Source organism: Mesorhizobium sp. M6A.T.Cr.TU.014.01.1.1, assembly GCF_004022765.1.
Classification (GTDB): domain Bacteria; phylum Pseudomonadota; class Alphaproteobacteria; order Rhizobiales; family Rhizobiaceae; genus Mesorhizobium; species Mesorhizobium mediterraneum.
In genome coordinates this window covers 303394-326193 of record NZ_RZPG01000002.1, presented here as the reverse complement: position 1 = coordinate 326193, position 22800 = coordinate 303394, and the positions used below count along the sequence as shown (strand labels likewise).

Sequence of the window (22800 nt, the reverse complement as noted above, 5' to 3'; positions counted from 1 at the left end):
CTATCATCCTGTGGTTCTGATCAGGCAGAATCGAGGCTTTCTGAGCCCTCCGCTTCGGCCTTGCGGGCCGCCTGTTCGAGCATCGAGGCGTCTTCGCCGAAAGCGCGGGTGGCGCGCGCGGCCGCCTCGAGCAAAGGTTTTTTCATGCGCTGGAGAAAGGCCGCATCGACGCGCGTGCTCGGGCCGGAAAGCGTCAATGCACCGAGCAAGGTATGCCCTGGCCCGAACACCGGTGCCGAGACGCCCGCCGTCTCGGGGTCGCGATCGCCGACCGACAAACAGTGGTAGGTCTTGCGGATCGTCTCGTAAGGCTCGTCCTGCTGACCGGAAAACGCGGCAAGGACACGGCCGCCCGAACCGGCCAGCAAGGGCAGCACGTCGCCCTCCCGTATGGTGTAGCGGATGGGATGCTTGGACTCGACGCGGTAGAGACAGGTCCGCACGTCGCCCGAGCGGACATAGAAAGCGACGCTTTCCCAGCTTCGCTCAGCCAGATCACGCATGATCGGCAGCAGGATGTCGATCGCCACGACCGAACGCTGGTATAGGGCGCCCAGCCGGAAGGCGGCAGGGCCGACGCGGTAGCGGCCGTCGTCGAGACGCTCCAACAACTGCCCGCGCAGCAACGATTTCGCCAACCTCAGGATGGTGCTCTTATAGAGGCCTGTCCGCGCCGCGATTTCGGCTAGGCTGAGCGACCGGTCGGCGGTGGCGAAAGCATCGAGGATGGCAATCGCACGATCGAGCGCGGCAACGCCAGCGGTCGAGGCAGGCTTGGATTGTGTTACGGTCATCTGCTTGACCACGTCGTTCCGTTCCCGTTGGACAGAAGGGGCCGATCGGAGCAACTGTGCCGCACGCAATCAGTTCTGTCTAGTAGAACGTCGTTCCTGTTGACAGAACTAGGCAAAGACTGCATGAATTTTTGTCGAGCGGGTCTGAATTCAGGCTACGTTGCTGGCAGGCACCGGAGGAGGTGTCGTGATTGGAGGAATCCCCATGCTGAACAGACGCAGATTTTTAATGAGCACCGCAGCTGCCGGCGCCGCCGGTTTCGCGGCGTTGCATCTCTCGCCCGTTTTCGCGCAGGATGCACCGCAGATCCAGATATTTGTGCCGGCAGCGCCCGGCGGCGGCTGGGATCAGACGGCGCGCACGATGGACCAGGTGCTGCGCAGTGAGAAGCTGATCTCCGGTTCGCAGATCACCAATGTCGGCGGCGCCGGCGGCACGGTCGGCCTTCCGCAGTTCATCAGCCAGTGGAACGGCAAGGGCAATTCGCTGATGGTTGCCGGCATGGTCATGGTTGGCGCCATCATCGCCAACAAATCGGCCAACAATCTCACCGAAGTCACGCCGATCGCCCGCCTCACCGGCGAGTTCGAGGCGCTTGTGGTGCCGGCGGCCTCGCCGTTCAAGACAGCAGCGGATTTCGTCGCCGCCCTCAAAGCCGATCCGACCAAGGTCCCGGTGGCTGGCGGTTCGGCCGGCGGCTCGGACCACATATTGTTCGGCCTTATCGCGAAGACGGCCGGTGTTCCGGCAGCCAACCTCTCCTATGTGCCGTTCGCCGGCGGCGGCGAGGCGCTGTCGGCGCTTCTCGGCAACCAGGTCGCGGCCGGTATCTCCGGCTATGGTGAGTTCTCCGAACAGGTCAAGGCAGGCGCGCTTCGGCTGCTCGCCATTTCCGCGGACAAGCCACAGGAAGGCATCGACGCACCGACGCTGAAGGAAGCCGGCATCGATGTCGAACTGTTCAACTGGCGCGGCGTCTTCGCACCGCCGGGCGTTTCCGACGCCGACAAGGCGGCGATGATCACGCTGGTCGAGACCATGGCCAAAAGCGATGCCTGGGCCACCGAATGCAAGAACCGCAACTGGACGCAAATCCTGCTCACCGGCGACGACTATGCGAAATTTCTCGCCGAAGACACGACCAGGATCGCGGCCATCCTCAAGGACCTCGGCCTTGCCTGATACCCTCGGAAGGGGGTGGCCTGCGTCGCCCCTTTCCGATGTTCGCCAGCCGCATGGACATACGATCCAGCGCGGGTGAAACTGCGGTGAGGTCGGCTGTGGGAGACCGGCTATCCAGGGAGGACGATCATGAGCACCAGCGACCAGCAGGCGGCGCGGCCGCGCCTTGCCGCGCCCGAATTGCTGATCGGCATCGGGCTTCTCGCTTGCGCCGGCGCGGTAGCCTGGCAGACGCTATCGATTCCTGTGTCGCCGCTCTACTCCAAGGTCGGCCCGACCGTCTTTCCCTACATCACCATGGTTGGCATGACGATCCTCTCCCTCTTGCTGATCGTCGCCGCCCTGCGGGGCGGCTGGCAACCGGACGAAGAAAAGGAAACGCCGACCGACTGGAAGGCGATGGGCATCGTCGCCGTCGGGCTGGTCGCGAACCTTGTGCTGATCCAGCCGCTTGGCTTTACCGCGGCCTCGGTGATCATGTTCGTTCTCATCTGCCATGGGTTCGGCAGCAGACATCCGCTGCGTGATGTGATGCTCGGCCTTATCCTGGCGCTTGCCGCCTATTTCGGCTTCGCCAGGGCTCTCGGCGTCAATATCGGCGCCGGCTTCATCGAGAACCAGCTGAACACGGTTCTCGATTCGGCTATCCGTTTGTTGAGGGCGTGACGCCATGGAAACGCTTGGCCATCTCGCGCATGGATTTTCGGTCGCTTTTACGCCGGTCAATCTCATGTGGTGCCTGCTCGGCACGACGCTGGGGACCGCGATCGGCGTGCTGCCCGGCCTCGGACCGGCGCTGACCATCGCCCTGCTTTTGCCGATCACCTATCAGGTGGCGCCGGAAGCGTCCTTCATCCTGTTTGCCGGCATCTATTACGGCGCCATGTATGGCGGTTCGACGACATCGATCCTGCTCAACACGCCGGGCGAAAGTGCTACCATCGTCACCGCGCTGGAAGGCAACAGGATGGCCCGTTCCGGCCGCGGCGGCGCGGCGCTTGCCACCTCGGCGATCGGCTCCTTCGTCGCCGGCACGCTCGGCACGCTGGGCGTCGCCTTCCTGGCCCCGGTCGTGGTCAAATTCGCGCTGTCTTTCGGCCCGGCCGAATATTTTTCGCTGATGGTGCTGGCGTTCATCACGGTTTCGGCGGTGCTCGGCTCGTCGTCGGTGCGTGGCCTCACGAGCCTGTTCGTCGGCTTCGTCATCGGCCTAGTCGGCGTCGACCTGCAGACCGGCCAGCCGCGCTTCACCTTCGGCATGAGCCAGTTGCTCGACGGCGTCGACGTGATCGTCGTCGCCGTCGGCCTCTTTGCGGTCGGCGAGACGCTCTACATGGCCTCGCGCCGCTATGCCGGCAAGGACGAGATCGTGCCGCTGAGGGGATCGCTCTACATGACCGCCGCCGAATGGGCACGCTCGTGGAAGGCTTGGCTGCGCGGCACCCTGCTCGGCTTCCCGATCGGCGCCCTGCCGGCCGGCGGCGCCGAGATCCCGACGTTCCTGTCCTATGCGATCGAGAAGAAGCTCTCCAAACACAAGGAGGAGTTCGGCACGGTCGGCGCCATCGAAGGCGTTGCCGGACCGGAAGCCGCCAACAACGCATCGGCTGCCGGCGTGCTGGTGCCGATGCTGACGCTCGGCCTGCCGACCTCGGCGACGGCCGCGATCATGCTGTCGGCCTTCCAGAGCTATGGCATCAATCCCGGGCCGATGCTGTTCATGACGCAGGCCAATCTGGTCTGGGGGCTGATCGCCAGCCTGTTCATCGCCAATGTCATCCTCGTCATCCTCAACCTGCCGCTGATCGGTCTGTGGGTGCGGCTGCTGAAAATCCCGGCGCCGCAGCTCTATGCCGGCATCCTGGTGTTCGCCACGGTTGGCACCTACGGCATTTCTCAGTCGCCGACCGACCTCGTCATCCTCTATCTGCTCGGCGGGGCCGGATTCCTGATGCGGCGCTTCGATTTCCCGACGGCGCCGGTCATCATCGGCATGATCCTCTGGCCGCTCGCCGAAGCGCAGTTCCGCCGGGCGATGACCATCTCGAATGGCGACTGGTCGGTGTTCTACAAGCATCCGCTGTCGCTGACACTGCTGACGCTGGCGTTCATCGGGCTGATTGGGCCGCATATCTGGGCCTACGTCGAGCGCAGGCGCACGCGTGGGCCGGAGCATGTGCCGGGCGATGCCTGACCTGTTTGTGACATCATGACCGATCTGCTGTCCGGTGTCCGCGTCCTCGACCTGACCAATGTTCTGGCAGGTCCTTACTGCGCCTATCAGCTCGCGCTGCTCGGGGCGGACGTGATCAAGGTCGAGGCGCCGCAAGGCGGCGATCTGGCGCGCCAGCTCGGCGGCTCGCCGGAGCTCAACAGTGCCGGAATGGGCGCTTCGTTCCTGGCGCAGAACGCGGGCAAACGATCGGTGGTGCTTGATCTCAAAAAAGAGGCCGATCGCGAACGCTTCCTCGATCTGGTCGCCTCCGCCGACGCTCTGGTCGAGAATTTCCGCCCCGGCGTGATGGACCGGCTGGGGCTTGGCTACAAGAAGCTGAAAGAGGTCCGCCCCAGACTGGTATATTGCGCGATTTCGGGTTTTGGACAGACCGGGCCGATGCGCGACAATCCGGCCTACGACCAGATCATACAGGGACTGTCCGGCATCATGAGTATCACCGGCACGCCGGAGACCGCGCCGCTGCGTGTCGGCTATCCCGTTGCCGACACGTTGGGCGGGCTGGTTGGTGCCTTTGCCATCACTGCTGCACTTGTGAAGCAGAAGACGACAGGCGAAGGCGCTTTTCTCGACGTGTCGATGCTCGAATGCACGCTTTCCGCACTGGGCTGGCCGGTCTCCAACTATCTGACGGCTGATGTCGAGCCGCAGCCGATGGGCAATGAGAACATGACGGCGGCACCTTCTGGAACGTTTCGCACCGGCGATGGCTTGCTCAACATCGCTGCCAACAAGCAGGAGCAATTCGTGGCGCTCTGCCGGCTGATCGGGCTGCCCGATCTGGCGTCGGACCCGCGCTTTGCCGAGCGCGAGACGCGCAAGCGCAACCGCATCGCCTTGAAGGCGCTGATCGAGGATGCCCTGGCGAGCGGCTCGGCCGCGGCCTGGGAGGAGACGCTCAATCGCGAAGGCGTGCCGGCGGGCAGGGTGCTGACGATCCCGCAGGTGCTGGCGGAGCAGCAAGTGATCGGGCGCGACATGACCACCCGTTTCGATGGCATGCCGAACATCGACCGGCCGCTGACCGTCGTGCGCGGCGGGTTCATGGTCGATGGCACAGCACCCTTGCCGACCAAGCCGCCGCCAACGCTGGGCGAGCATACGGACGAGGTGTTTGCCGGCTTGCCGCCCCGGGCAAAAACGAGAGCGCGGGCATGAGCGACGCGAGACCATGAGCAACGTTGGGAAAAAAACCGGCCGCGAGCGCGGCGAGGAATGGTGGCAGACCGAAATCATCGAAATGCGCCCCGGCGTGATTCGGCTGCGCGGCTACGAGATCCAGGATCTGATCGGCCGCGTCAGCTTTCCGGCGATGATCTGGCTGATGCTGCGCGGCGAACTGCCTGGTGAGGAGCAGGCGGCGCTGCTCGGCATCGCGCTCGGTGCTGCCGTCGATCACGGGCCGCAGGCGCCGTCGATCGCCATTGCCCGGATGGCGGCTACCTGCGGCGTCGGCATCAATAGCGCCATGGCCTCAGCCATCAACGTCCTTGGCGACGTGCATGGCGGCGCTGGCGAGCAGGCGCTTGCCTTCTACGGCGACATCGCCGCGGCACTGGACGGAGGCATGACGCTTGCCGACGCTGTCACGGCGCGGCTCGATCGCTTCTTTGCCGAGGAAAAATCCTATGTGCCGGGGCTCGGCCATCGCTTCCATCCGGTCGATCCGCGGGCGCCGCGCCTCATCGAGTTGACCCGAGATTTTGCCGCGCGCGGCATCATCAGCGGACGTTTCGCCGACATCGCCGAGGCTGTTGAGGCCGAGGTCGCGCGGCGCAAGGGCAAGAAAATCCCGCTCAACATCGACGGCGCCACCGCCGTCATCTATGGCGAGCTCGGCTTTCCGCCGCCGCTGACGCGCGGCCTTTTCGTGCTGTCGCGCTCGGTCGGCATTCTGGCGCATGCGTGGGAGCAGTCGCAGCAGAGCGACCGCAACAAGGGGCCGCTGCCGCGCGAATGGTTGTGGGCCTATGCCGGCACGCCGGTCCGGCCTTTCCCTCAGGGAGACGACGATTCCAAATGAGGCCCCGGTTCAAGCGGGCGCAGGTTGGGGAACCTTCAAGTTCTTCAGCAGCGTTGAAAGGTCGGGCTCGTCGATAAGCACTGCTGCGTCTTCCGGCGTCAGCCATGCTCGCTGCCGTCTGTTGGCTTCCTGCCAGTTGGGCAGCTCCTCGGTCACCGCCAGCAGATAGACGGTGACGTCGACGCGAACGAAGCGGTTTGTCAGCCGCTTCCAGTAGGAATAGGTGCCGGCCGGCTGCTTCAGCGTCTTGCCGAGGACGCCGGCTTCCTCCTGCGCTTCGATGGTGGCTGCCTTGCGCCCACTCTTGCCCTTCATCGGCCAGCCCTTGGGCACGATAAAGCGCCTTGTCGATATCGAGGTGACCAGCATCACCTCAACGTCCCCGTGTTCGCTCAGCCGAAAAGGAATAGCCGCGACCTGACGGACCCGCTCCCCCTTCCTTGCCTTGCGTACGGCCTTCTTCTTGGTGGCTGCCATTCCCGACGATCCAATCAGGGCAGTGCCCAAGCACAAAGGCACGTTGCGAAATCAAAACCGCCTTCGATGCTACTTCAAGTAGAGCGGTGTTCAAGGCTATAAGTCGGCTAAATAAATGAAAAGTACCGGCTCATCAGCGGCAGGTGCTGATAAAGCGGCTGCCCGACCGTCGCAACTGGCACGTAGGCTGCATCTGCTGCACATCTGGCCGTTGCGGCGCGACCTCGCGATCCTGGGCACGGAACTGCTGTTGCTGCTGCTGATATTGCTGGCGCCGCAGCCTGTTCTCGAGCACCTGCAATTCGTTTTGCCGGACCAGCGCGTTGCGGTCGGCGGGGTTGAGGACCTGTGCCAAGGCGGCCGGACTTGCGCCCGGCAAGATCGCTGTTGCCAGCAATGCCGACGTGAAAATCGTTGAAAGACGAGACTGCGACATCCGTTCATTCCCGCGCGGAGGAGACACCCTCCTAATATAGGATGTCTGCGTGGCGATGCCATCGCCAAGGCCCCGATCGTAGTGGAATCGATGCGCCTGCCGCCAGGACATTATATTCGTAATCTCTAATATTTCGGCAGGCCGATTGAAGCATTGCCGTCATATGACGACTATGAAACGTCAGACGTTTTGGCCAGTGTCCTTCACGCAACACTTCGATTCCATCAAGCGCAAGTTCAACAATTCGAATTCCATTGGGCAGAAGTTAATGTATTCTAATCAAGCCAGCGCTTCACAACGAATTGGGAGCGCTGGCCTTAATGCGTTGAGTTCTATTACGAATATCCAGCATTTTTTACTGCCTGAGTAGATGTGGCGGCAGCGGCGGATCCAAGTAGGGATTGGGAACGTCGCACTCTAGGGGGTAGTGCATGGCTTTGTTCTCAAGCCTCTCCGTGTCGGATTCCGTGCGGCGGACCGTCATCGGCAATAAGGCCGTTTCGACGGAACGCCCTGTCGTTATCAGATCGAGCAAGAAAGCCGGACCCGCGCCGGAAGCCGCGCGCGGCGAGAACCGGCGCATTTTGCCCGGCCGGGCCATTCTGCCAAATCGCCTGGCGCTGCTGCTCGGCGCCACGGCCTTGGCAGGGCTCCTTCCCGTTTCGACAGATGTCGTTCATGCGCAAGTCCTCATCAATCAAAATGGAGGCACGGGAGGCAACGGCAGCGGCTATGACGGCGACGGCGGCAATGGCGGCGCGGGCGGCAACGCAGTGCATGTCAACAACACCGACCAGAGCGTGCCTGCGCCGGCTCTGCCCCATGTTAGCGCCTATGATGTCACGGCGGACGGCGGTAATGGCGGCAATGGCGGATACGGCTTTCTGTTGCTCGTAGGCAATGGTGGCGAGGGCGGCAATGGCGGCAACGCCGGAAGCGCCAGTGCCACCAACACCGCTAGCCTGTTCACGGAGGGCAATTTTCATCACGGCATGGTTGCGACAGCCACCGGCGGTCAGGGCGGTGATGGCGGCGGAAGCGGCGGTCTCGTTTTCGCGGATGAAGGTGACGCTGGCCATGGCGGCGCCGGCGGCAACGCCAGTGCAACCGCCACAGCCTCGAGCATCATCGAAACGACCGGTGAAAACTCGTTCGGCATCATCGTAGACGCCAGCGGTGGCAATGGCGGCACTGGTGGTAACGCCGTCTCCGCCGGTTATGCAAATGCCGGCGAAGGCGGCAATGGCGGCAGTGCCGGCACCGCGAACGGCAGCAACGCCGGGCAGATCACCACAGGCGGTCGATTTTCATATGGCATGATTGTCCGCTCCGCCGGTGGCCGCGGCGGCGACGGAAATCAATCGTCTTCGATTTTTGTCGGATCCGGCAGCAATGGCGGCTCACCCACCAGCGGCGGCAATGCTTCGGGTGAAAATTCCGGTGAGATAACGACCCATGGCGACTTCGCCTCCGGCCTGGTCGTGCAATCCGTCGGCGGCGCCGGCGGCAGTGGCGGCGGTGCTTTCGGTCTGTTCGGCGGCGGTGGAGCCGGCGCCGATGGCAACAACGGTGGAAACGCCACGGCGACCAATACCAACAGGATCACGACCAACGGCATTGGTGCGATCGGCATGTTGGTGGAATCGATCGGGGGTGGTGGCGGTGACGGCGGTGGCGCGGCCGGCATCGTGTCTGTTGGCGGCATTGGCGCTGGTGGCGGCACTGCGGGAACGGTGACCGCCAATGTCGGCGGCGAGATAATCACCGGCTTCGATGGCAGCGGCGACGGCGCGCATGGCGTGCTCGCCCAGTCTGTCGGCGGTGGCGGCGGCAATGGCGGCTTCGCGCTGTCGGCTGGCCCGATCGCGGCGGTTGCCATCGGCGGCGGCGGCGGCACCGGCGGCAATGGCGGCGTCGTCAACGTCAATCAGGCTGGCGCCGGCGCGATAGTCAGCACGCATGGCAGTTCGGCTATCGGTATCCTCGCTCAATCCATCGGCGGCGGCGGCGGCAATGGCGGCGGCAGCTTCGCCGCCGGGGGCATCGCTTCGGTTTCGATCGGCGGCAGCGGCAGCGCCGCGGGCGACGGCGACGAGGTCAACTACAACATCGGCAATTCGCATGTCACGACAAGCGGCGCCGATTCTATCGGCATCCTGGTGCAATCGGTCGGCGGCGGCGGCGGCAATGGCGGATTTGCCCTAGGTGGCGCGGGCGTCGTTGCGGTCGGCGTGGGTGGCAACGCAGGCGCGGGCGGCATCGGCAAGAAAGTCGATATGACGACCGGCGGCACGGTCGAAACCAGCCAGGCACGTTCGGCCGGTATCATCGCGCAATCGCTTGGCGGCGGTGGCGGCAATGGCGGCTTCGTCGTTGCAGGCAGCCTGGGGGTGAGTGTCGGAGTCGGCGGCAAGGGCAGTGGGGGCGGTGACGGCGGCCAGGTGTTCTTCCGCACTGCTGGCGGCGGCCAATCGATCATCACGCATGGCACCGATTCCGCCGGCCTGATCGTGCAGTCGGTGGGCGGCGGCGGCGGCAATGGCGGATTTGTCGGAACGTTTGGCGCCATCGCCAATCTGGGCATCGGCGGCGGCGCCGGTGCGGCAGGCCGGGGCCTCGCGGTCGACGCGACCTATAATGGGTCCGTGGAAACGTGGGAGCAGCGCTCGGCCGGCATCATCGTGCAGTCGATCGGTGGTGGTGGCGGTAATGGCGGCGGCGTCATCGGCGTCGGCCTCGGCCTCACAGTCGGCATCGGCGGCAATGGCGCCGGCGGTGGCGATGCCAATGCTGCGGAATACAGATCCGCGACAACCACGATCACCACTCATCAGGCCGATTCGGCAGGCCTTGTCGTGCAGTCGATCGGCGGCGGCGGCGGCAATGGCGGCTTTTCCTTCAATCTGTCGGCGGGCGCGGCGGTCGGCGTAGGCGGCCAGGGCGGCGCGGCCGGCGAAGCCGGCACGGTCAGGGTCACTGTCGACAGCGGCTCCATCCACACGATCGAGGACCGTTCGACCGGCATCATCGCCCAGTCGGTCGGCGGTGGCGGCGGCACTGGCGGCGGCAGTGTCGCCGGCAGCTTTGCCCTTAATGTCAGCATAGCCGGCAAGGGCGCGGGCGGCGGCGGCGGCAAGACGGTCGATGTGACCAATGGCGCCAGGATCGCCACCGAGGGCGTGCAGTCGCATGCGATCCTGGCGCAGTCGGTCGGCGGCGGCGGTGGATCGGGTGGCTTCTCGATCGCCATTGGTGGTCCGTCGCTGGCCATCGGCGGTGCCGGCGCTGCCGGCGGCTCGAGCCAGAAGGTCACAGTTCGCAACACGGGAGAACTTTCCACCGCAGACGACCTCTCGGTTGGCTTGCTGGCGCAGTCGATCGGCGGCGGCGGCGGCGACGGCGGTTTTGCCGGGGCAGGCGGCCTGTTCACCGCGATTGGTGTCGGCGGCCATGGCGGCGGCGGCGGTAATGGCGGCGAGGTCGAAGTCATCAGCAACGCCAGGATCACCACCACAGGCGACCTGTCGCACGGCATTCTCGCCCAGTCAGTCGGCGGTGGCGGTGGCAATGGCGGCAGCGCTGGAGCGGTGTCCGTCGGCGCCTTTGTCGGCGTCGGCGTGGCGGTCGGCGGCGACGGCGGCGTTGGCAGGGACGCGATGGCGGTCAACGTCACGCATGCCGGCGACATCACGGTCAGCGGCGCGGAATCCAAGGCTATTTTAGCACAGGCAATCGGCGGCGGCGGCGGCAATGGCGGCAAAGCGTTCTCCGGCGCGTTCAGTGCCGGTCTCTATGCATCCGCCGCCGTAGCGGTCAGCGTCGGCGGCGGCGGTGGCAATGGCGGCTCTGGCGGCGCTGTCACGCTTAAGGCGGACGGCAACCTCATTTCACTTACCGATGCCACGGGTTCGGGCGGCATCGTGGCGCAATCGATCGGCGGCGGCGGTGGCAATGGTGGCCGCACGACCTCGATTGCGGGTGCCGTCAGCAACGGCGTGGCGGTCAATCTCGGCGTCGGCGTGGGCGGCGGCGGTGGCGGCGGTGGCGAGGGCAAGACGGTCCGGGTCGAGACCGGGCTTGCCGGCGGCGGCAGGATCGAAACCCAGGGCTTCCAGGCCGTTGGGATCATGGCTCAGTCGATCGGCGGTGGTGGCGGCAACGCCGGTGATACGTTCGGTGGCGCTGGCGGCTACGGCAACAATGTGACGGTCAGCGCCACCGTCAATATCGGCGGCGGCGGCGGCAATGGCGATTTCGCCGGTGACGTCCATGTGACCAATGCGATGTCGGTAACGACTAGTGGCGATTCCAGCAGCGCGATCGTTGCGCAGTCGATCGGTGGCGGCGGCGGCAATGGCGGCACCAGCACTGGCGGGTCCGCCCAAGTTTGTGCCGGCAGCTACGGCAACACAGTCGACGTCATCAATTCGGGCACGCTGACCACGACCGGCGCCTTCTCGTCGGGCATCATCGCCCAGTCGATCGGCGGCGGCGGCGGCATTGGCGGCTCCAGCACCGCCAAGTCCTACAATATCGGCGGCAGCAGCCAGACCAGCGTCAACGTGAATATGGGCTTGGCTGGACATGGCGGCGGCGCCAGCGAAGCCAGAAAGGTGACCGTCATCAATTCCGGCCTCATCACCACGCAGGGCTTCGGTTCGTCCGGTATCATGGCGATGGCGGTCGGCGGCGGCGGCGGCGCGTCTGGCGCGGCTTCAGCTTCCGACGAGGACGTCGGTGGTGGTGCCGGCGACAACGGCGAGACGACCGTTTCGATCGGCGTGGCCCTGTCTCTCCCGGGTGGCACGGCCGGCGACGGCGGCGAAGTGTCGGTCACCAACAGCAACTGGATCATCACCGACGGCGCGTTCTCCTACGGCATCAGCGCCAGCTCCATCGGCGGCGGCGGCGGCGTCGGCGGCTCTGCGTCGGCCGGTGCCAAAGCCGAATACGCGATCGGCGGCGCGATAGCCGGCTTTGGCGGCAGCGCAGGCGACGGCAAGCGGGTCGAGGTTATCAACCAGGCCAGCGGCCTGATCTGGACCAAGCAGGAAAATTCGATCGGCATTTTCGCGCAGTCGATCGGTGGTGGCGGCGGCGCCGGCGGCGCCGGCAAGAGCACGGGCAGCGACGGCGGCACCGTGGACGTCAAGTTCTCGATGGGCGGTCTTGGCGCCGGCGGCGGCGATGGTGGTGAGGTCCATGTCACCAACAGCGGTATCGTCCTGACGGACAAGGCCAATTCGCACGGCATCATGGCGCAGTCGATCGGCGGCAGTGGCGGTGTCGGCGGCGCGGCCGGTTCGACATCCGCCGACGCCTCTGTTTCCATTTCGGCGGCTCTTGGCGGCCTTGGCGGCAATGGCGGCATCGGCAAGTTCGTCCATGTCATCAACAATACGACCGGAACCATCATCACCCAGGGCGACAATTCCTATGGCGTCTTCGCGCAGTCGATCGGCGGTGGCGGCGGTGCGGCCGGCAGCGGCTCGACCGAAACCGGCGAGGCCGAGTCGGTGGCGGTCAATTTGTCGATCGGCGGCATCGGCGGCGCAGGCAGTCGCGGCGGCGACGTGACGGTCGACAATCATGGCCTGATCCAGACCACCGGCTATCTGTCGCACGGCATCTTCGCCCAGTCGGTCGGCGGCGGCGGCGGCGCGTCGGGCGCCGCGGCCAGCGCCTCGACAGCCGACATGTCGATTGGCGGCGCGGTTTCGCTGCCGAGCGGCGACGGCGCTAATGGCGGCCATGTCATCGTCAACAATGACGGCATCATCGAAACCACTAAGGACGGCGCGATCGGTATCTTCGCGCAGTCGATCGGCGGCGGCGGCGGCTATGGCGGCACCGTGTCCGCAGACACGGCCGGAGACAACTCGATTGCGCTGCAACTTGGCGGCTTCGGCGGCAATGGCGGCAATGGCGGCGAAGTCGACGTCACCATCTCCGGTGCGATCATCACCCATGGTGAGCGCGCGCATGGTGTCGTCGCGCAATCGGTCGGCGGCGGTGGCGGCTATGGCGGCGACGCCAAGGGCAAGAGCTCGAATGCGCTCGCCATTGGCGGGCTCGGCGGCAATGGCGGCGATGGTGGCGACGTCACCGTCATCCGCACCGGCACGATCACGACGACGGGCAAGGATTCGATTGCCATCATCGCGCAATCGGTCGGCGGCGGCGGCGGCTTCGGTGGCGCCGGCTTTGGCCGTTTCGGCGCCGACGACGATGGCGGCGGTCCGAACGCCATCGGCTTCAACACGCCCGGAGGCACCAAAGGCACGGGCGGCAAGGTCACCATCATCCAGGACGGTGAGATCGAAACGGATGGCGACCGCGCCCATGGCATAATCGCGCAAGCGGTCGGCGGCGGTGGCGGCGCCGGCGGCATGGCTTCGCTGGCCATGGGCCAGTCGGCTGCCGGTTCGCAAGGCGGCATCGGCGACGCGGCGGCTGCCGAAGCGACAGCGATGAGCCAGGTCTGGGTAAGGGGCGCGAGTTCCTATGCGCTGTTCGGGCAGAGTGCCACGGGACAGGGCAATTCCGGCGCTGTCGATTTGATCGCAGAGGGCAATTTGTTCGCGCAGGGTGCCGACTCGGTCGCGGCCTATGCCGAAAGCACGGCCAGCGGATTGAAGGGCAACATCAGCTTGGACCTGAAAGGCCAGTATGCCATAGGCGGCGGCGGCACCGGCGTGGCGGCGATGCTGGTCGGCGGTCAGAACAACACGCTGAACAACAACAGCCTGACCTTTGCGATGGGGCTGACGGGATCCTTTTCTTTCCAGAATGAGGCAGACCTGGCCGAATACCTCCAGGAGCTTGCGGCCGGTGGACCCGTTGCCCCGAAGAAGGCGATCCTGAAATCGCTGCTGGACGATTTCAGCCCGTTGTCGATCACCGGCACCTCGGGCAACGATCTGGTCAACAATCAAAGGACAGCCAGCACGCTTGGCCGCGTTATCGGCAATATCGATCTCGGCGGCGGCATAAACGGTTTCCACAACTTCGCCAATTCCTCGATGGTCGGCCTCAAGACCATCGACCTCGGCGGCGGCACCTTCCTCAACGACGGCCTGATGACCAACAAGGGTATCGCGGTCGTGGAGACAGTTGATGTGACCGGCGGCTTCACCCAAATGGCCACCGGCGATTTAGTCACCGACGTCGATCTCAACAATCAGATCACCGACGCCCTTGCCTTGACCGGCGCCGGCGACTTCAACGGCGAGGCGCCGCTCAACTTCCTGTCGATCGACAAGCTGTTTACCGAATATCTGCTGGCAAAGGGCTCCTCGATGGTCGATTCCGGCATCACGCCGACGACCTTGCATCCGGCGGTCGGCTTCAATTTCCTGACCAGGGTGGACGACGGCACCGATCTCGTTCTCTACGCCGACAATCCGACCTTCCTGGAACTGGCGCAGGATCCCAACTCCGGCACCAACGACCCGGGCGTGTTCGAGATGGCGCAGTATCTCGACGATGTCGAGGCGTCGTCGAGCCCGGACAATCCGATGGCGCGGCTGATCAATATGCTGCGGTTCCTGCCGGATGAGGCGTCACTCGGCGCAGCGCTGACGCGACTGACGCCGCATTACGCGGTGCATGCGTTCGAGATGGTCAACCGCTCGGCCGACATCATGCTGGAAACGGCGCGCGAATGCACCGGCGTTCCCGCATACAGCAATCCCGACGGGCGCTGCGTCTGGGGCGTGATCAGCCCGCAGGCCGACTACAGCCGGGACGCCGGGGCGGGAACGACCAGCCGCGACGATGTGTTGAAGACGATGTCGTTCGGCGCCATTGGCGAGGTCAACCAGAACTGGTCGCTGGGCGGCACGATCGGGCGGACAGAGTTCGATTCCGAGATCCATTTCAACCAGGATCTGCTGTCGACCACCCAGGGTGAATCCTGGCAGGCCTACGCGTTGGCGAAATACGAGAACAAGAACTATTTCGTCGACTTCGCCGTTGGCGGCGGCACCGGCATGTTCGACGGCCAACGCGACACGCATGTCGACCAGGTCGGCTATATTCCCGGCGAAACGCTCGAAGGCGTCTATCTGCCGGAACTGCTGCTCGAGGGCATCGGCAACAGCGTCACCTATACGCAAAGGACCGCCCAGTTCGGCGGCTCGGCACGGTTCGGCGTGACCCAGCAGATGGGCGCGTTCTACCTGCAGCCGACCTTGCAATTCGATGCACGCTGGCTTCGCGTCTCCGGCAAGGAAGAGGGTTCGGTTGCCGCCTTCAATTTCGACGGCAGTTCCAACACCTATTATTCCGCGACGCCAGGCCTTGAGCTCGGCACCGACATCGCGCTTAGCGACATCGCCAGCCTTCGCGTCTACGGAAAGGCAGGCGTGGAGTTCTCGAACAAGAAGTGGGAGATCGAGGGCCAATTCGCGGCCGCGGAAGATCTGCCCGGCAATCCGGCGCTGCACTTGACACAGGAGGTCGATTCGCCGCTCTATCGCGTCGGCGCCGGCCTCGAACTCAATGGTGTGAACGGCGTCGGCATGGCCGTCAGGTACAATGGCGCCTTCGGGGAAACAGTAAAACAGAACGCGGTCAGCGCGTCCCTCAAGGTCAGCTTCTAGTTGGCTTGAGGTGAAGGGTAAGAGGGGCTTCATGAGAAAGCGGGCGTATTTCGCTGCTGTGCTGGGCATCGCCTTCATCGCTGGCCTCCCGGCGGCAATGGCGCTGGCGCAGACCAAGACCGACAAAGCCGTGCCGGCCGACGTGGCCAAGCCGCCGCAACTGCCCGGTGGCGCGTCGGCCCTGTCCGAGACGCATGGCGACTGGACGGTCAATTGCCAGATCATTGGCAAAACCAAGGCATGCAGCCTGTCGCATCAGCAGTTCAACAAGCAGAACGGCCAGCGCCTTCTGGCGATAGAATTGGCGACCAAGGCCGCAGAGCAAGCCGACGGCACCTTGGCGCTGCCGTTCGGGCTGGCCCTGGCCAAGGGCATCAATCTCGAAGTTGACGACAAGAAGCTGGAGGGCATCCTGCAGTTCAGCACCTGTCAGGCCATCGGTTGCCTGGTTCCCGTGACATTCGACGCGAAAATCACGCCGCTGCTCAAGGCCGCCACCATTTTGAAGATCAACGCGGTCGCGGTCGATACGGGCCAGCCGATCAGCTTTCCCATCTCGTTGGCCGGCTTCAGCGGCGCGCTTGCCCGAACCGCGGAACTCTCGGCAGACTGAGCGTTGTCCACCCGGATTGTATTCAGTCAACTTCTCGCAAGCGGTATCCGACGCCGGTTTCGGTGGTGATGTAGCGCGGCTGGTCGGGCGTTTTCTCGATCTTCTGCCGGAGCTGCCGCACATAAACCCTGAGATACTGCACGTCGGTCGAATCGCCCCAGACCTGGTTCAGCAGAAACCGGTGGGTAAGAACCCTGCCGGCGTGCTGGACGAGGATGCGGAGGATGTCATATTCCTTCGGCGAGAGCTTTATCTCCCTGCCCTCGACGGTGACGATCCGTTTCACCAGATCGACCGTGAGATCGCCAGTGTGGAAAACAGGCTTCTCGCCCTGCTGCTGTAATTTGTGGCGAAGCGCCACGCGAATGCGCGCGACAAGCTCGTTCATGCCGAACGGCTTGGTGACATAGTCGTCGGCGCCCAGTTCAAGTGCCGAGACGATGCCGGCCTCATCGGTGCGGCTGGAGAGGATGACCACGGGGACGTCAAGGCCATCATCTCGCCATTTGCTCAGCAATTCGTGGCCGCCCGTGCCGGGCAGGCCGAGATCGAGCAGGATCAAGTCCGGTTTTTCCGTCTCCATGAGCTCGATCGCCGCCTTGGCGTTCGGCGCCTCGCTGATCGCATAGCCCTGGCTGCCAAGGCCGACGCGAAGCAGCTTGCGGATCGGCGGTTCGTCATCGACGACCAATATCCTGACGTCCAGATTCGTCATGCCAAATCATCCAGATCGGGGCCGCCCACATTTTGGTCATCGCCGTTGGGGTCGTCCACGGCGGGCAATTCCGTCGGCACCGGCATTCTGATGGTGAAAACCGCACCCGAGCGGTCGGTCCTGCTGGCCGCCGAAATTGTCCCGCCCATCGCTTCGATGAAGCCGCGGCAGATCGACAGCCCGAGCCCGGTGCCTGCACGGACCTGATCGCCCTTGCGCACCCGGTAGAATGTGTCGAAAACGCGTTGCAGATCGGCCGGCGGAATGCCCGGCCCCTCGTCCATGATCTGCAGGATGACGAAGCCATTGTCGAGCCAGCCCTGCAAGCGGATCGTCGAACCAGGCGGCGCATATTTTGCGGCATTGTCGAGGAGGTTGAACAGCACCTGCTCGAACAGGACGGGGTCAAGCCTCAGCATCGGCAGGTCAGCGGGAATGTCTATGTCGGCCTTGTGTTCGCCGATGATTTTCCTGGCTCGGTACAGCGCGGAGCCGACAATATCGCCGACATAGTGGAACGCGTAGTTCGGCTCCATCGCTCCGGATTCGATCTTGGTCATGTCGAGCAGATTGGCGATGAAGCGGTTTAGCCTTTCCGATTCGTCGAGCACGGTCGAAAGCAGGTCCGCACGGTCCTGTTCGGGAAGTGCCGGCGCGAATTCCCTTAGCGTGCCGGCCGCGCCCATGATGGCGGCAAGCGGTGTTTTCAAATCATGGGAAATGGAGGTGAGCAGCGCAGAGCGCAGCCTGTCCGCCTCGGCGGCGAGCTTGGCCCGGTCGACGTCGGCGACAAGCTGGATGCGCTCGATGGCGACCGCCGCCTGGTCGGCGAGCGCATCGAGCAGGCGCTGCTGCTCGGGCGTCAGCAGCGGGCCTTGCTTGTCGTTGTCGAGGCCGACGACACCGACGGCGGTGCGCCCCGTCCGCAGCGGGAGATAGAGGCGTTTTGCCCCTGGCAGCGTGTCGGCGCCGCGTCCCGCGGCGCGGTTGTGTTCCCAGGCCCAACGGGCGGCCGCGATGTCGGCCTCGGCCAGCGTGTCGTCGGGCGGATAGCCGGCCTTGACGGTGATCGAGCCGTTTTCGGGCAGAAGCAGCACGACCCGCAGCTTCAGCATGGAGGCGATCTGGAAGGCAGTCGCCCAAAGCACGTCATCGAGCGTGGCAGTTCCCGCTAACTTCTTTGAGAACAGATAAAGGTCCTCGGTGGTGCGAGCGCGAGACTGTGCCGCCACGGCCTGGCGCTGCACTCGTGCCGTCAAATTGCTGGCGATGATCGCGACGCAGAAGAGGAAGCCGAGCGCGACGACACTTTCCGTGTCGCTGATGTTGAAGGTGTAAAGCGGGTCGAGAAAGAAGAAATTGAAGGCCAAGGTGCTGAGAACAGAAGCGAATATCGCAGGCCACAGACCCGCGGTGACCGCAGATACCAGCACCGCCATGAGGAAGACTAGGGCGATGTTTCGCACGTCGAGCACACGCGACAAGAGCAGCCCGAAAAGTAGCCCCGCGACGACGTAGCCGGTAACGATCAAATAGGGCTTGATGTCGAAACGCGCCGGGTGGGCCGGGGTGATACCGCGCGACGGCTGCGCTTGTGCCTGGACGTCGCCGGAGACGACATGGACACTGATCTTTCCCGCGTCGCGTATCAAATCATAGGTGACGGCGCCGTCAAACAATTGCCGCCAGCGCGGCTTGCGCGGCTTGCCAGTGATGATGTGGGTGACGTTGTTCGCGGCCGCGTAGCGCAGAATGTCGGCGGCGACGTCCTGGCCGGGTATGGTGACGGCAGCGCCGCCCAATTGTTCGGCAAGGCGAAGCGTCGATGCTAGCCTGTCGCGATCCTGCTCGGACAGGCCCGTCGAACGCGGCGTCTCGACGTAGAGCGCGAGCCATGGTGCGCGCAGCCGCTCGGCCTGGCGGCGAGCATAGCGCACAAGGGACGCGCTGCGCGGATCCTCGTCGACCCAGACCAGGACACGTTCGCTGGCCGCCCAGGGCCCCGGTATCGCGTGGGCCTGCATGTGGATCAGCAACTGCTCGTCGACGCGCTGGGCGGTGCGGCGGAGCGCCAGTTCCCGAAGCGCCGTCAGATTGCCCGGCGAGAAATAGTTCTCGATGGCACGCTGGGCGGTGCTGGGGATATAGACCTTGCCTTCCTCGAGCCGCTTGATGAGATCGTCGGGAGTGAGATCGATGATCTCGATGTCGTCGGCTTGGTCGATGATGGAGTCTGGAACCGTCTCGCGCACCCTGACGCGGGTGATCTGCGCCACGACATCGTTCAGGCTTTCGACATGCTGGATATTGAGCGTCGTATAGACGTCGATGCCGTGCGTCAGGATTTCCTGAACGTCGAGATAGCGCTTGGGATGGCGGCTGCCCTGCGCGTTGGTATGGGCAAGCTCATCGACGAGGACCAGCGCTGGACGCCGGGCAAGGATGGCATCGAGGTCCATCTCCTCGAGGATGCGCCCCTTGTAGTCGACCTGACGACGGGGAATCAGCTCATAGCCGTCGACCAGCGCCTGGGTTTCTTTGCGACCGTGCGTTTCGACGACGCCGATCACCACGTCGACCCCGTCGGCCAATCTTGCACGGCCCGACATCAGCATTTCATAGGTCTTGCCGACACCGGGCGCTGCGCCCAGGAATATTCGCAGGCGACCGCGCGCCTCCCGCTCCGCATGATCAAGCAGCGCGTCGGGTGAGGGTCTGGTTTCGTTGCGGCTGTCGTCCGGCATCAGAATCGATCATGAATGGCGCCGGGGATGGTGTCGATCCCCGGCCCACCATTCATTGCTTGGTGGCCTCGTCCAGTGCCAGATTGAGCGCCAGCACATTGACCACCGGCTCTCCCATGAAACCGAGCTCGCGGTTCTCGACATGGCTGTCGACGAGGGATTTGATCCCGGCTTCATCCATCCCCCTGGCCTTGGCTACCCTGGCGACCTGGAAATAGGCGGCTTCTGGGCTGATATGCGGATCGAGGCCGCTGCCTGAAGTCGTGACCAGATCTATCGGTACCGGCTGGTCCGGATTTTCTGCCTTCAGCCTGTCGGCGTCGCCCTTGATGCGGTCGATCAGCTTGGGATTGGTCGGACCGAGATTCGAACCGCTCGAAGCGCTGGCATTGTAGCCGTCGCCGGCGGCCGATAGGCGACCGTGGAAATAGCGGTCGCTGGCAAAAGCCTGGCCGATCAGTTCGGAACCGATGACCTTGCCGTCTTTCTCGATCAGACTGCCATTGGCCTGGCGCGGGAACACAGCTTGAGCAATGCCGGTCATGCCGATCGGATAGATCAGGCCGGTTAGCACGGTGAAGAAAACGATCATGACGATCGCGGGTCTGATTTGCTTGAGCATGGACGTAATTCCTTATGCGAGGCCAAGCGCGGTGATGGCCATGTCGATCGCCTTGATGCCGACGAAGGGGACAATGATACCGCCGAGGCCATAGACAAGAAGGTTGCGGCTGAGCAGCGCGCCGGCGCCGATGGCGCGATACTTGACGCCTCTCAGCGACAGCGGGATCAGCGCGATGATGATCAGCGCGTTGAAGATGATGGCCGAGAGAATGGCGCTCTGCGGCGTTGCCAGATGCATGATGTTGAGCGCCTGCAGCGGGCCTGACGTCTGCCCCGGCGCGATGTAGAAGACGGCGAAGATGGCCGGGATGATGGCGAAGTATTTGGCCACGTCGTTGGCGATCGAGAAGGTCGTCAGCGAGCCGCGCGTCATCAGCAGCGCCTTGCCGATTTCGACGATCTCGATCAGCTTGGTCGGATCGCTATCGAGGTCGACCATGTTGCCGGCTTCGCGCGCGGCGACCGTGCCGGTGTTCATGGCAACGCCGACATCGGCCTGGGCAAGGGCGGGCGCATCATTGGTGCCGTCGCCGCACATGGCGACGAGCTTGCCCTTGGCCTGTTCGTCGCGGATCAGCTTCAGCTTATCCTCGGGCGTCGCCTGGGCAAGGAAGTCGTCGACGCCGGCTTCTGCCGCGATCGCCGCCGCCGTCATCGGATTGTCGCCGGTGATCATCACCGTTCGGATGCCCATCTTGCGCAGTTCGGCGAACCGTTCCCTGATGCCGCCCTTGACGATGTCCTTGAGATGGACGACGCCGAGCAGGCGTCCGTCGCGCTCGACCGCCAGCGGCGTGCCACCGGATTTGGCGATGTCGTCGGCGATTGCCTGCAGGTCGCGGACGGTGTCGCTGCTGGGGCGCGTGGCATGGGTGGCGACGGTCGACTGATTGACATGGGCGAGCACGGAATCGACCGCGCCCTTGCGAACCGATGAGCCATCGATGTCGACGCCGCTCATGCGGGTTTGTGCGGTGAAGGGCACGAAGGTGGCATGCAGTGTTGCCATGTCGCGGGCGCGGATGGCGTATTTCTCCTTGGCCAGCACGACGATGGAGCGGCCTTCCGGCGTCTCGTCAGCGAGCGAAGCGAGCTGCGCCGCGTCGGCCAATTCCTGCTCGGTGACGCCTTTGACCGGACGAAATTCCGTCGCCTGGCGATTGCCGAGTGTGATCGTGCCGGTCTTGTCGAGCAGCAGTGTGTCGACATCGCCCGCCGCCTCGACGGCGCGGCCCGACATGGCCAATACATTGAACCGCACCAGGCGATCCATTCCGGCGATGCCGATCGCCGAAAGCAGCGCGCCGATCGTCGTCGGGATCAAGGTCACGAACAGGGCGACGAGCACGGTCACCGAGATGTAGCCGCCCGAATAGGAGGCGAAACTCGGGATCGTCGCCGTCGCCAGCACGAAGATCAGCGTCATGCCGACGAGCAGGATGTTGAGCGCGATCTCGTTGGGCGTCTTCTGGCGCTCGGCGCCTTCGACGAGCGAGATCATGCGATCAAGGAACGTATGGCCGGAGGCCGCGGTGATGCGCACGCGGATCCAGTCGGACAACACCTGAGTGCCGCCGGTCACCGCGGAACGGTCGCCGCCGGATTCTCGAATGACCGGGGCGGATTCGCCGGTGATCGCAGCCTCGTTGACCGAAGCGACGCCTTCGATCACCTCGCCGTCCGACGGAATGATGTCTCCGGCCTCGACGAGCACCGCGTCGCCGACCTTCAGGCTGGTGCCGGGCACCAGCTTGAATTTGGTGCGGTCGTCGCCGGTCAACAGCTTGGCCTGAGTCTCGGTGCGCGCCTTGCGCAGCGAATCGGCCTGCGCCTTGCCTCGGCCTTCGGCGACCGCTTCGGCGAAGTTGGCGAAAAGCACGGTGAACCACAGCCAGATGATGATCTGCAGGGAGAAGCCGAGATCACCGCCGCCGGTGACGAGATCCTTGACGAACAGGACTGACGTGAGCGCCGAGACGACAGCGACGACGAACATCACCGGGTTCCGCATCAAGGTGCGCGGGTTCAGCTTCCTGAAGGCGCCGCCGATAGCGGGCAGCAGGATGCGGGCATCCATGATAACAGCGGATTTGGACTGGCTCATTTGGTGGCTCCAGTGTCGATGTTGTTGGATGGCGCCGACCGATCGGATGCCGAAAGCAGATGCGGAAGCCCGTAAGCCAGCAACCAGATCACGATCATGACTGCCGCGATGCCAAGGAAGGTGGACATGGTCGGGAAAGGAGGAGGGGTTGCCTCCCCCTTCCGATCGGCGCGATGCCGGATCTTGCGACGAATAGTTTCGAACCAGGACATGACATTGATCCAAGGTGGGGATCCAAGGTGGGGCGG

At 64.3% G+C, this 22800-nt stretch carries 15 protein-coding genes; 7 read left to right on the top strand and 8 right to left on the bottom strand.

The genetic code is table 11. The annotated features are described in order from the left end of the window. Positions 1-20: 20 nt before the first annotated feature. Positions 21-794 carry an IclR family transcriptional regulator gene (locus EN885_RS04050; RefSeq protein ID WP_128244243.1) on the bottom strand — a complete coding sequence of 258 codons (774 nt, stop codon included), beginning with the start codon at positions 792-794 and terminating at the stop codon, positions 21-23. A gap of 205 nt (positions 795-999) precedes the next feature. Here EN885_RS04050 and EN885_RS04045 point away from each other — a divergent pair, with 205 nt between their 5' ends. The 5 genes from EN885_RS04045 (at position 1000) to EN885_RS04025 (ending at position 6236) form a co-directional block, all read left to right on the top strand. Beyond that, entirely contained in the window at positions 1000-1977 is a 978-nt protein-coding gene (locus EN885_RS04045; protein WP_128244244.1) for a tripartite tricarboxylate transporter substrate-binding protein, read from the top strand. A 129-nt stretch (positions 1978-2106) separates the two neighbouring features. Continuing rightward, entirely contained in the window at positions 2107-2643 is a 537-nt protein-coding gene (locus tag EN885_RS04040) for a tripartite tricarboxylate transporter TctB family protein (RefSeq protein WP_126104896.1), read from the top strand. 4 nt (positions 2644-2647) lie between these two features. After that, positions 2648-4171, top strand: coding sequence for a tripartite tricarboxylate transporter permease (locus EN885_RS04035; RefSeq protein ID WP_126104897.1), 1524 nt, complete (start codon positions 2648-2650; stop codon positions 4169-4171). 15 nt (positions 4172-4186) lie between these two features. Then, the gene (locus EN885_RS04030; protein ID WP_128244245.1) at positions 4187-5371 is read left to right on the top strand and encodes a CoA transferase; all 1185 of its coding nucleotides are present in this window, start codon (positions 4187-4189) and stop codon (positions 5369-5371) included. Positions 5372-5384: 13 nt separating this feature from the next. Beyond that, positions 5385-6236: a citryl-CoA lyase gene (locus EN885_RS04025; protein ID WP_127205771.1), complete on the top strand. Its 852-nt coding sequence runs from the start codon at positions 5385-5387 to the stop codon at positions 6234-6236. Between the two features lie 9 nt (positions 6237-6245). On the opposite strand, the gene EN885_RS04020 is transcribed toward EN885_RS04025, so the two are convergent. Next, a complete protein-coding gene (locus EN885_RS04020) occupies positions 6246-6713 on the bottom strand; it encodes an NUDIX hydrolase (protein WP_126104900.1) in 468 nt (155 codons plus the stop codon). Between the two features lie 133 nt (positions 6714-6846). Continuing rightward, the gene (locus tag EN885_RS04015; RefSeq protein ID WP_337124228.1) at positions 6847-7260 is read right to left on the bottom strand and encodes a hypothetical protein; all 414 of its coding nucleotides are present in this window, start codon (positions 7258-7260) and stop codon (positions 6847-6849) included. Positions 7261-7580: 320 nt separating this feature from the next. Between EN885_RS04015 and EN885_RS34645 the strand changes: the two genes are divergently transcribed. Both EN885_RS34645 and EN885_RS04005 read left to right on the top strand, forming a co-directional pair. Next, the gene (locus EN885_RS34645; RefSeq protein ID WP_128335159.1) at positions 7581-15752 is read left to right on the top strand and encodes an autotransporter outer membrane beta-barrel domain-containing protein; all 8172 of its coding nucleotides are present in this window, start codon (positions 7581-7583) and stop codon (positions 15750-15752) included. A 31-nt stretch (positions 15753-15783) separates the two neighbouring features. Further along, on the top strand, positions 15784-16365 hold the full coding sequence (locus EN885_RS04005) for an invasion associated locus B family protein (RefSeq protein WP_128244260.1): 582 nt from the start codon (positions 15784-15786) through the stop codon (positions 16363-16365). A 22-nt stretch (positions 16366-16387) separates the two neighbouring features. On the opposite strand, the gene EN885_RS04000 is transcribed toward EN885_RS04005, so the two are convergent. Genes EN885_RS04000 through EN885_RS03980 form a run of 5 tightly spaced genes read right to left on the bottom strand, consistent with a single transcriptional unit; the run spans position 16388 to position 22764 of the window. Next, on the bottom strand, positions 16388-17080 hold the full coding sequence (locus EN885_RS04000; RefSeq protein ID WP_128244259.1) for a response regulator transcription factor: 693 nt from the start codon (positions 17078-17080) through the stop codon (positions 16388-16390). After that, a complete protein-coding gene (locus EN885_RS03995) occupies positions 17077-19824 on the bottom strand; it encodes a sensor histidine kinase KdpD (RefSeq protein ID WP_128244258.1) in 2748 nt (915 codons plus the stop codon). Before EN885_RS03995 ends, EN885_RS04000 begins: the two co-directional genes overlap by 4 nt. Positions 19825-19876: 52 nt before the next feature. Then, on the bottom strand, positions 19877-20446 hold the full coding sequence (gene kdpC / locus EN885_RS03990) for a potassium-transporting ATPase subunit KdpC (protein ID WP_127206112.1): 570 nt from the start codon (positions 20444-20446) through the stop codon (positions 19877-19879). A 12-nt stretch (positions 20447-20458) separates the two neighbouring features. Further along, positions 20459-22552: a potassium-transporting ATPase subunit KdpB gene (gene kdpB / locus EN885_RS03985; protein WP_126104904.1), complete on the bottom strand. Its 2094-nt coding sequence runs from the start codon at positions 22550-22552 to the stop codon at positions 20459-20461. Beyond that, positions 22549-22764, bottom strand: a complete 216-nt coding sequence (locus tag EN885_RS03980; RefSeq protein ID WP_128244257.1) for a hypothetical protein — start codon at positions 22762-22764, stop codon at positions 22549-22551. Before EN885_RS03980 ends, kdpB begins: the two co-directional genes overlap by 4 nt. Positions 22765-22800 lie beyond the last annotated feature (36 nt).

What these genes read in the sequence shown, in the direction of transcription:
- EN885_RS04050 (WP_128244243.1), bottom strand. Translation starts at nt 794, where the DNA reads ATGACCGTAACACAATCCAAGCCTGCCTCGACCGCTGGCGTTGCCGCG.
- EN885_RS04045 (WP_128244244.1), top strand. Translation starts at nt 1,000, where the DNA reads ATGCTGAACAGACGCAGATTTTTAATGAGCACCGCAGCTGCCGGCGCC.
- EN885_RS04040 (WP_126104896.1), top strand. Translation starts at nt 2,107, where the DNA reads ATGAGCACCAGCGACCAGCAGGCGGCGCGGCCGCGCCTTGCCGCGCCC.
- EN885_RS04035 (WP_126104897.1), top strand. Translation starts at nt 2,648, where the DNA reads ATGGAAACGCTTGGCCATCTCGCGCATGGATTTTCGGTCGCTTTTACG.
- EN885_RS04030 (WP_128244245.1), top strand. Translation starts at nt 4,187, where the DNA reads ATGACCGATCTGCTGTCCGGTGTCCGCGTCCTCGACCTGACCAATGTT.
- EN885_RS04025 (WP_127205771.1), top strand. Translation starts at nt 5,385, where the DNA reads ATGAGCAACGTTGGGAAAAAAACCGGCCGCGAGCGCGGCGAGGAATGG.
- EN885_RS04020 (WP_126104900.1), bottom strand. Translation starts at nt 6,713, where the DNA reads ATGGCAGCCACCAAGAAGAAGGCCGTACGCAAGGCAAGGAAGGGGGAG.
- EN885_RS04015 (WP_337124228.1), bottom strand. Translation starts at nt 7,260, where the DNA reads ATGTCCTGGCGGCAGGCGCATCGATTCCACTACGATCGGGGCCTTGGC.
- EN885_RS34645 (WP_128335159.1), top strand. Translation starts at nt 7,581, where the DNA reads ATGGCTTTGTTCTCAAGCCTCTCCGTGTCGGATTCCGTGCGGCGGACC.
- EN885_RS04005 (WP_128244260.1), top strand. Translation starts at nt 15,784, where the DNA reads ATGAGAAAGCGGGCGTATTTCGCTGCTGTGCTGGGCATCGCCTTCATC.
- EN885_RS04000 (WP_128244259.1), bottom strand. Translation starts at nt 17,080, where the DNA reads ATGACGAATCTGGACGTCAGGATATTGGTCGTCGATGACGAACCGCCG.
- EN885_RS03995 (WP_128244258.1), bottom strand. Translation starts at nt 19,824, where the DNA reads ATGCCGGACGACAGCCGCAACGAAACCAGACCCTCACCCGACGCGCTG.
- kdpC (WP_127206112.1), bottom strand. Translation starts at nt 20,446, where the DNA reads ATGCTCAAGCAAATCAGACCCGCGATCGTCATGATCGTTTTCTTCACC.
- kdpB (WP_126104904.1), bottom strand. Translation starts at nt 22,552, where the DNA reads ATGAGCCAGTCCAAATCCGCTGTTATCATGGATGCCCGCATCCTGCTG.
- EN885_RS03980 (WP_128244257.1), bottom strand. Translation starts at nt 22,764, where the DNA reads ATGTCCTGGTTCGAAACTATTCGTCGCAAGATCCGGCATCGCGCCGAT.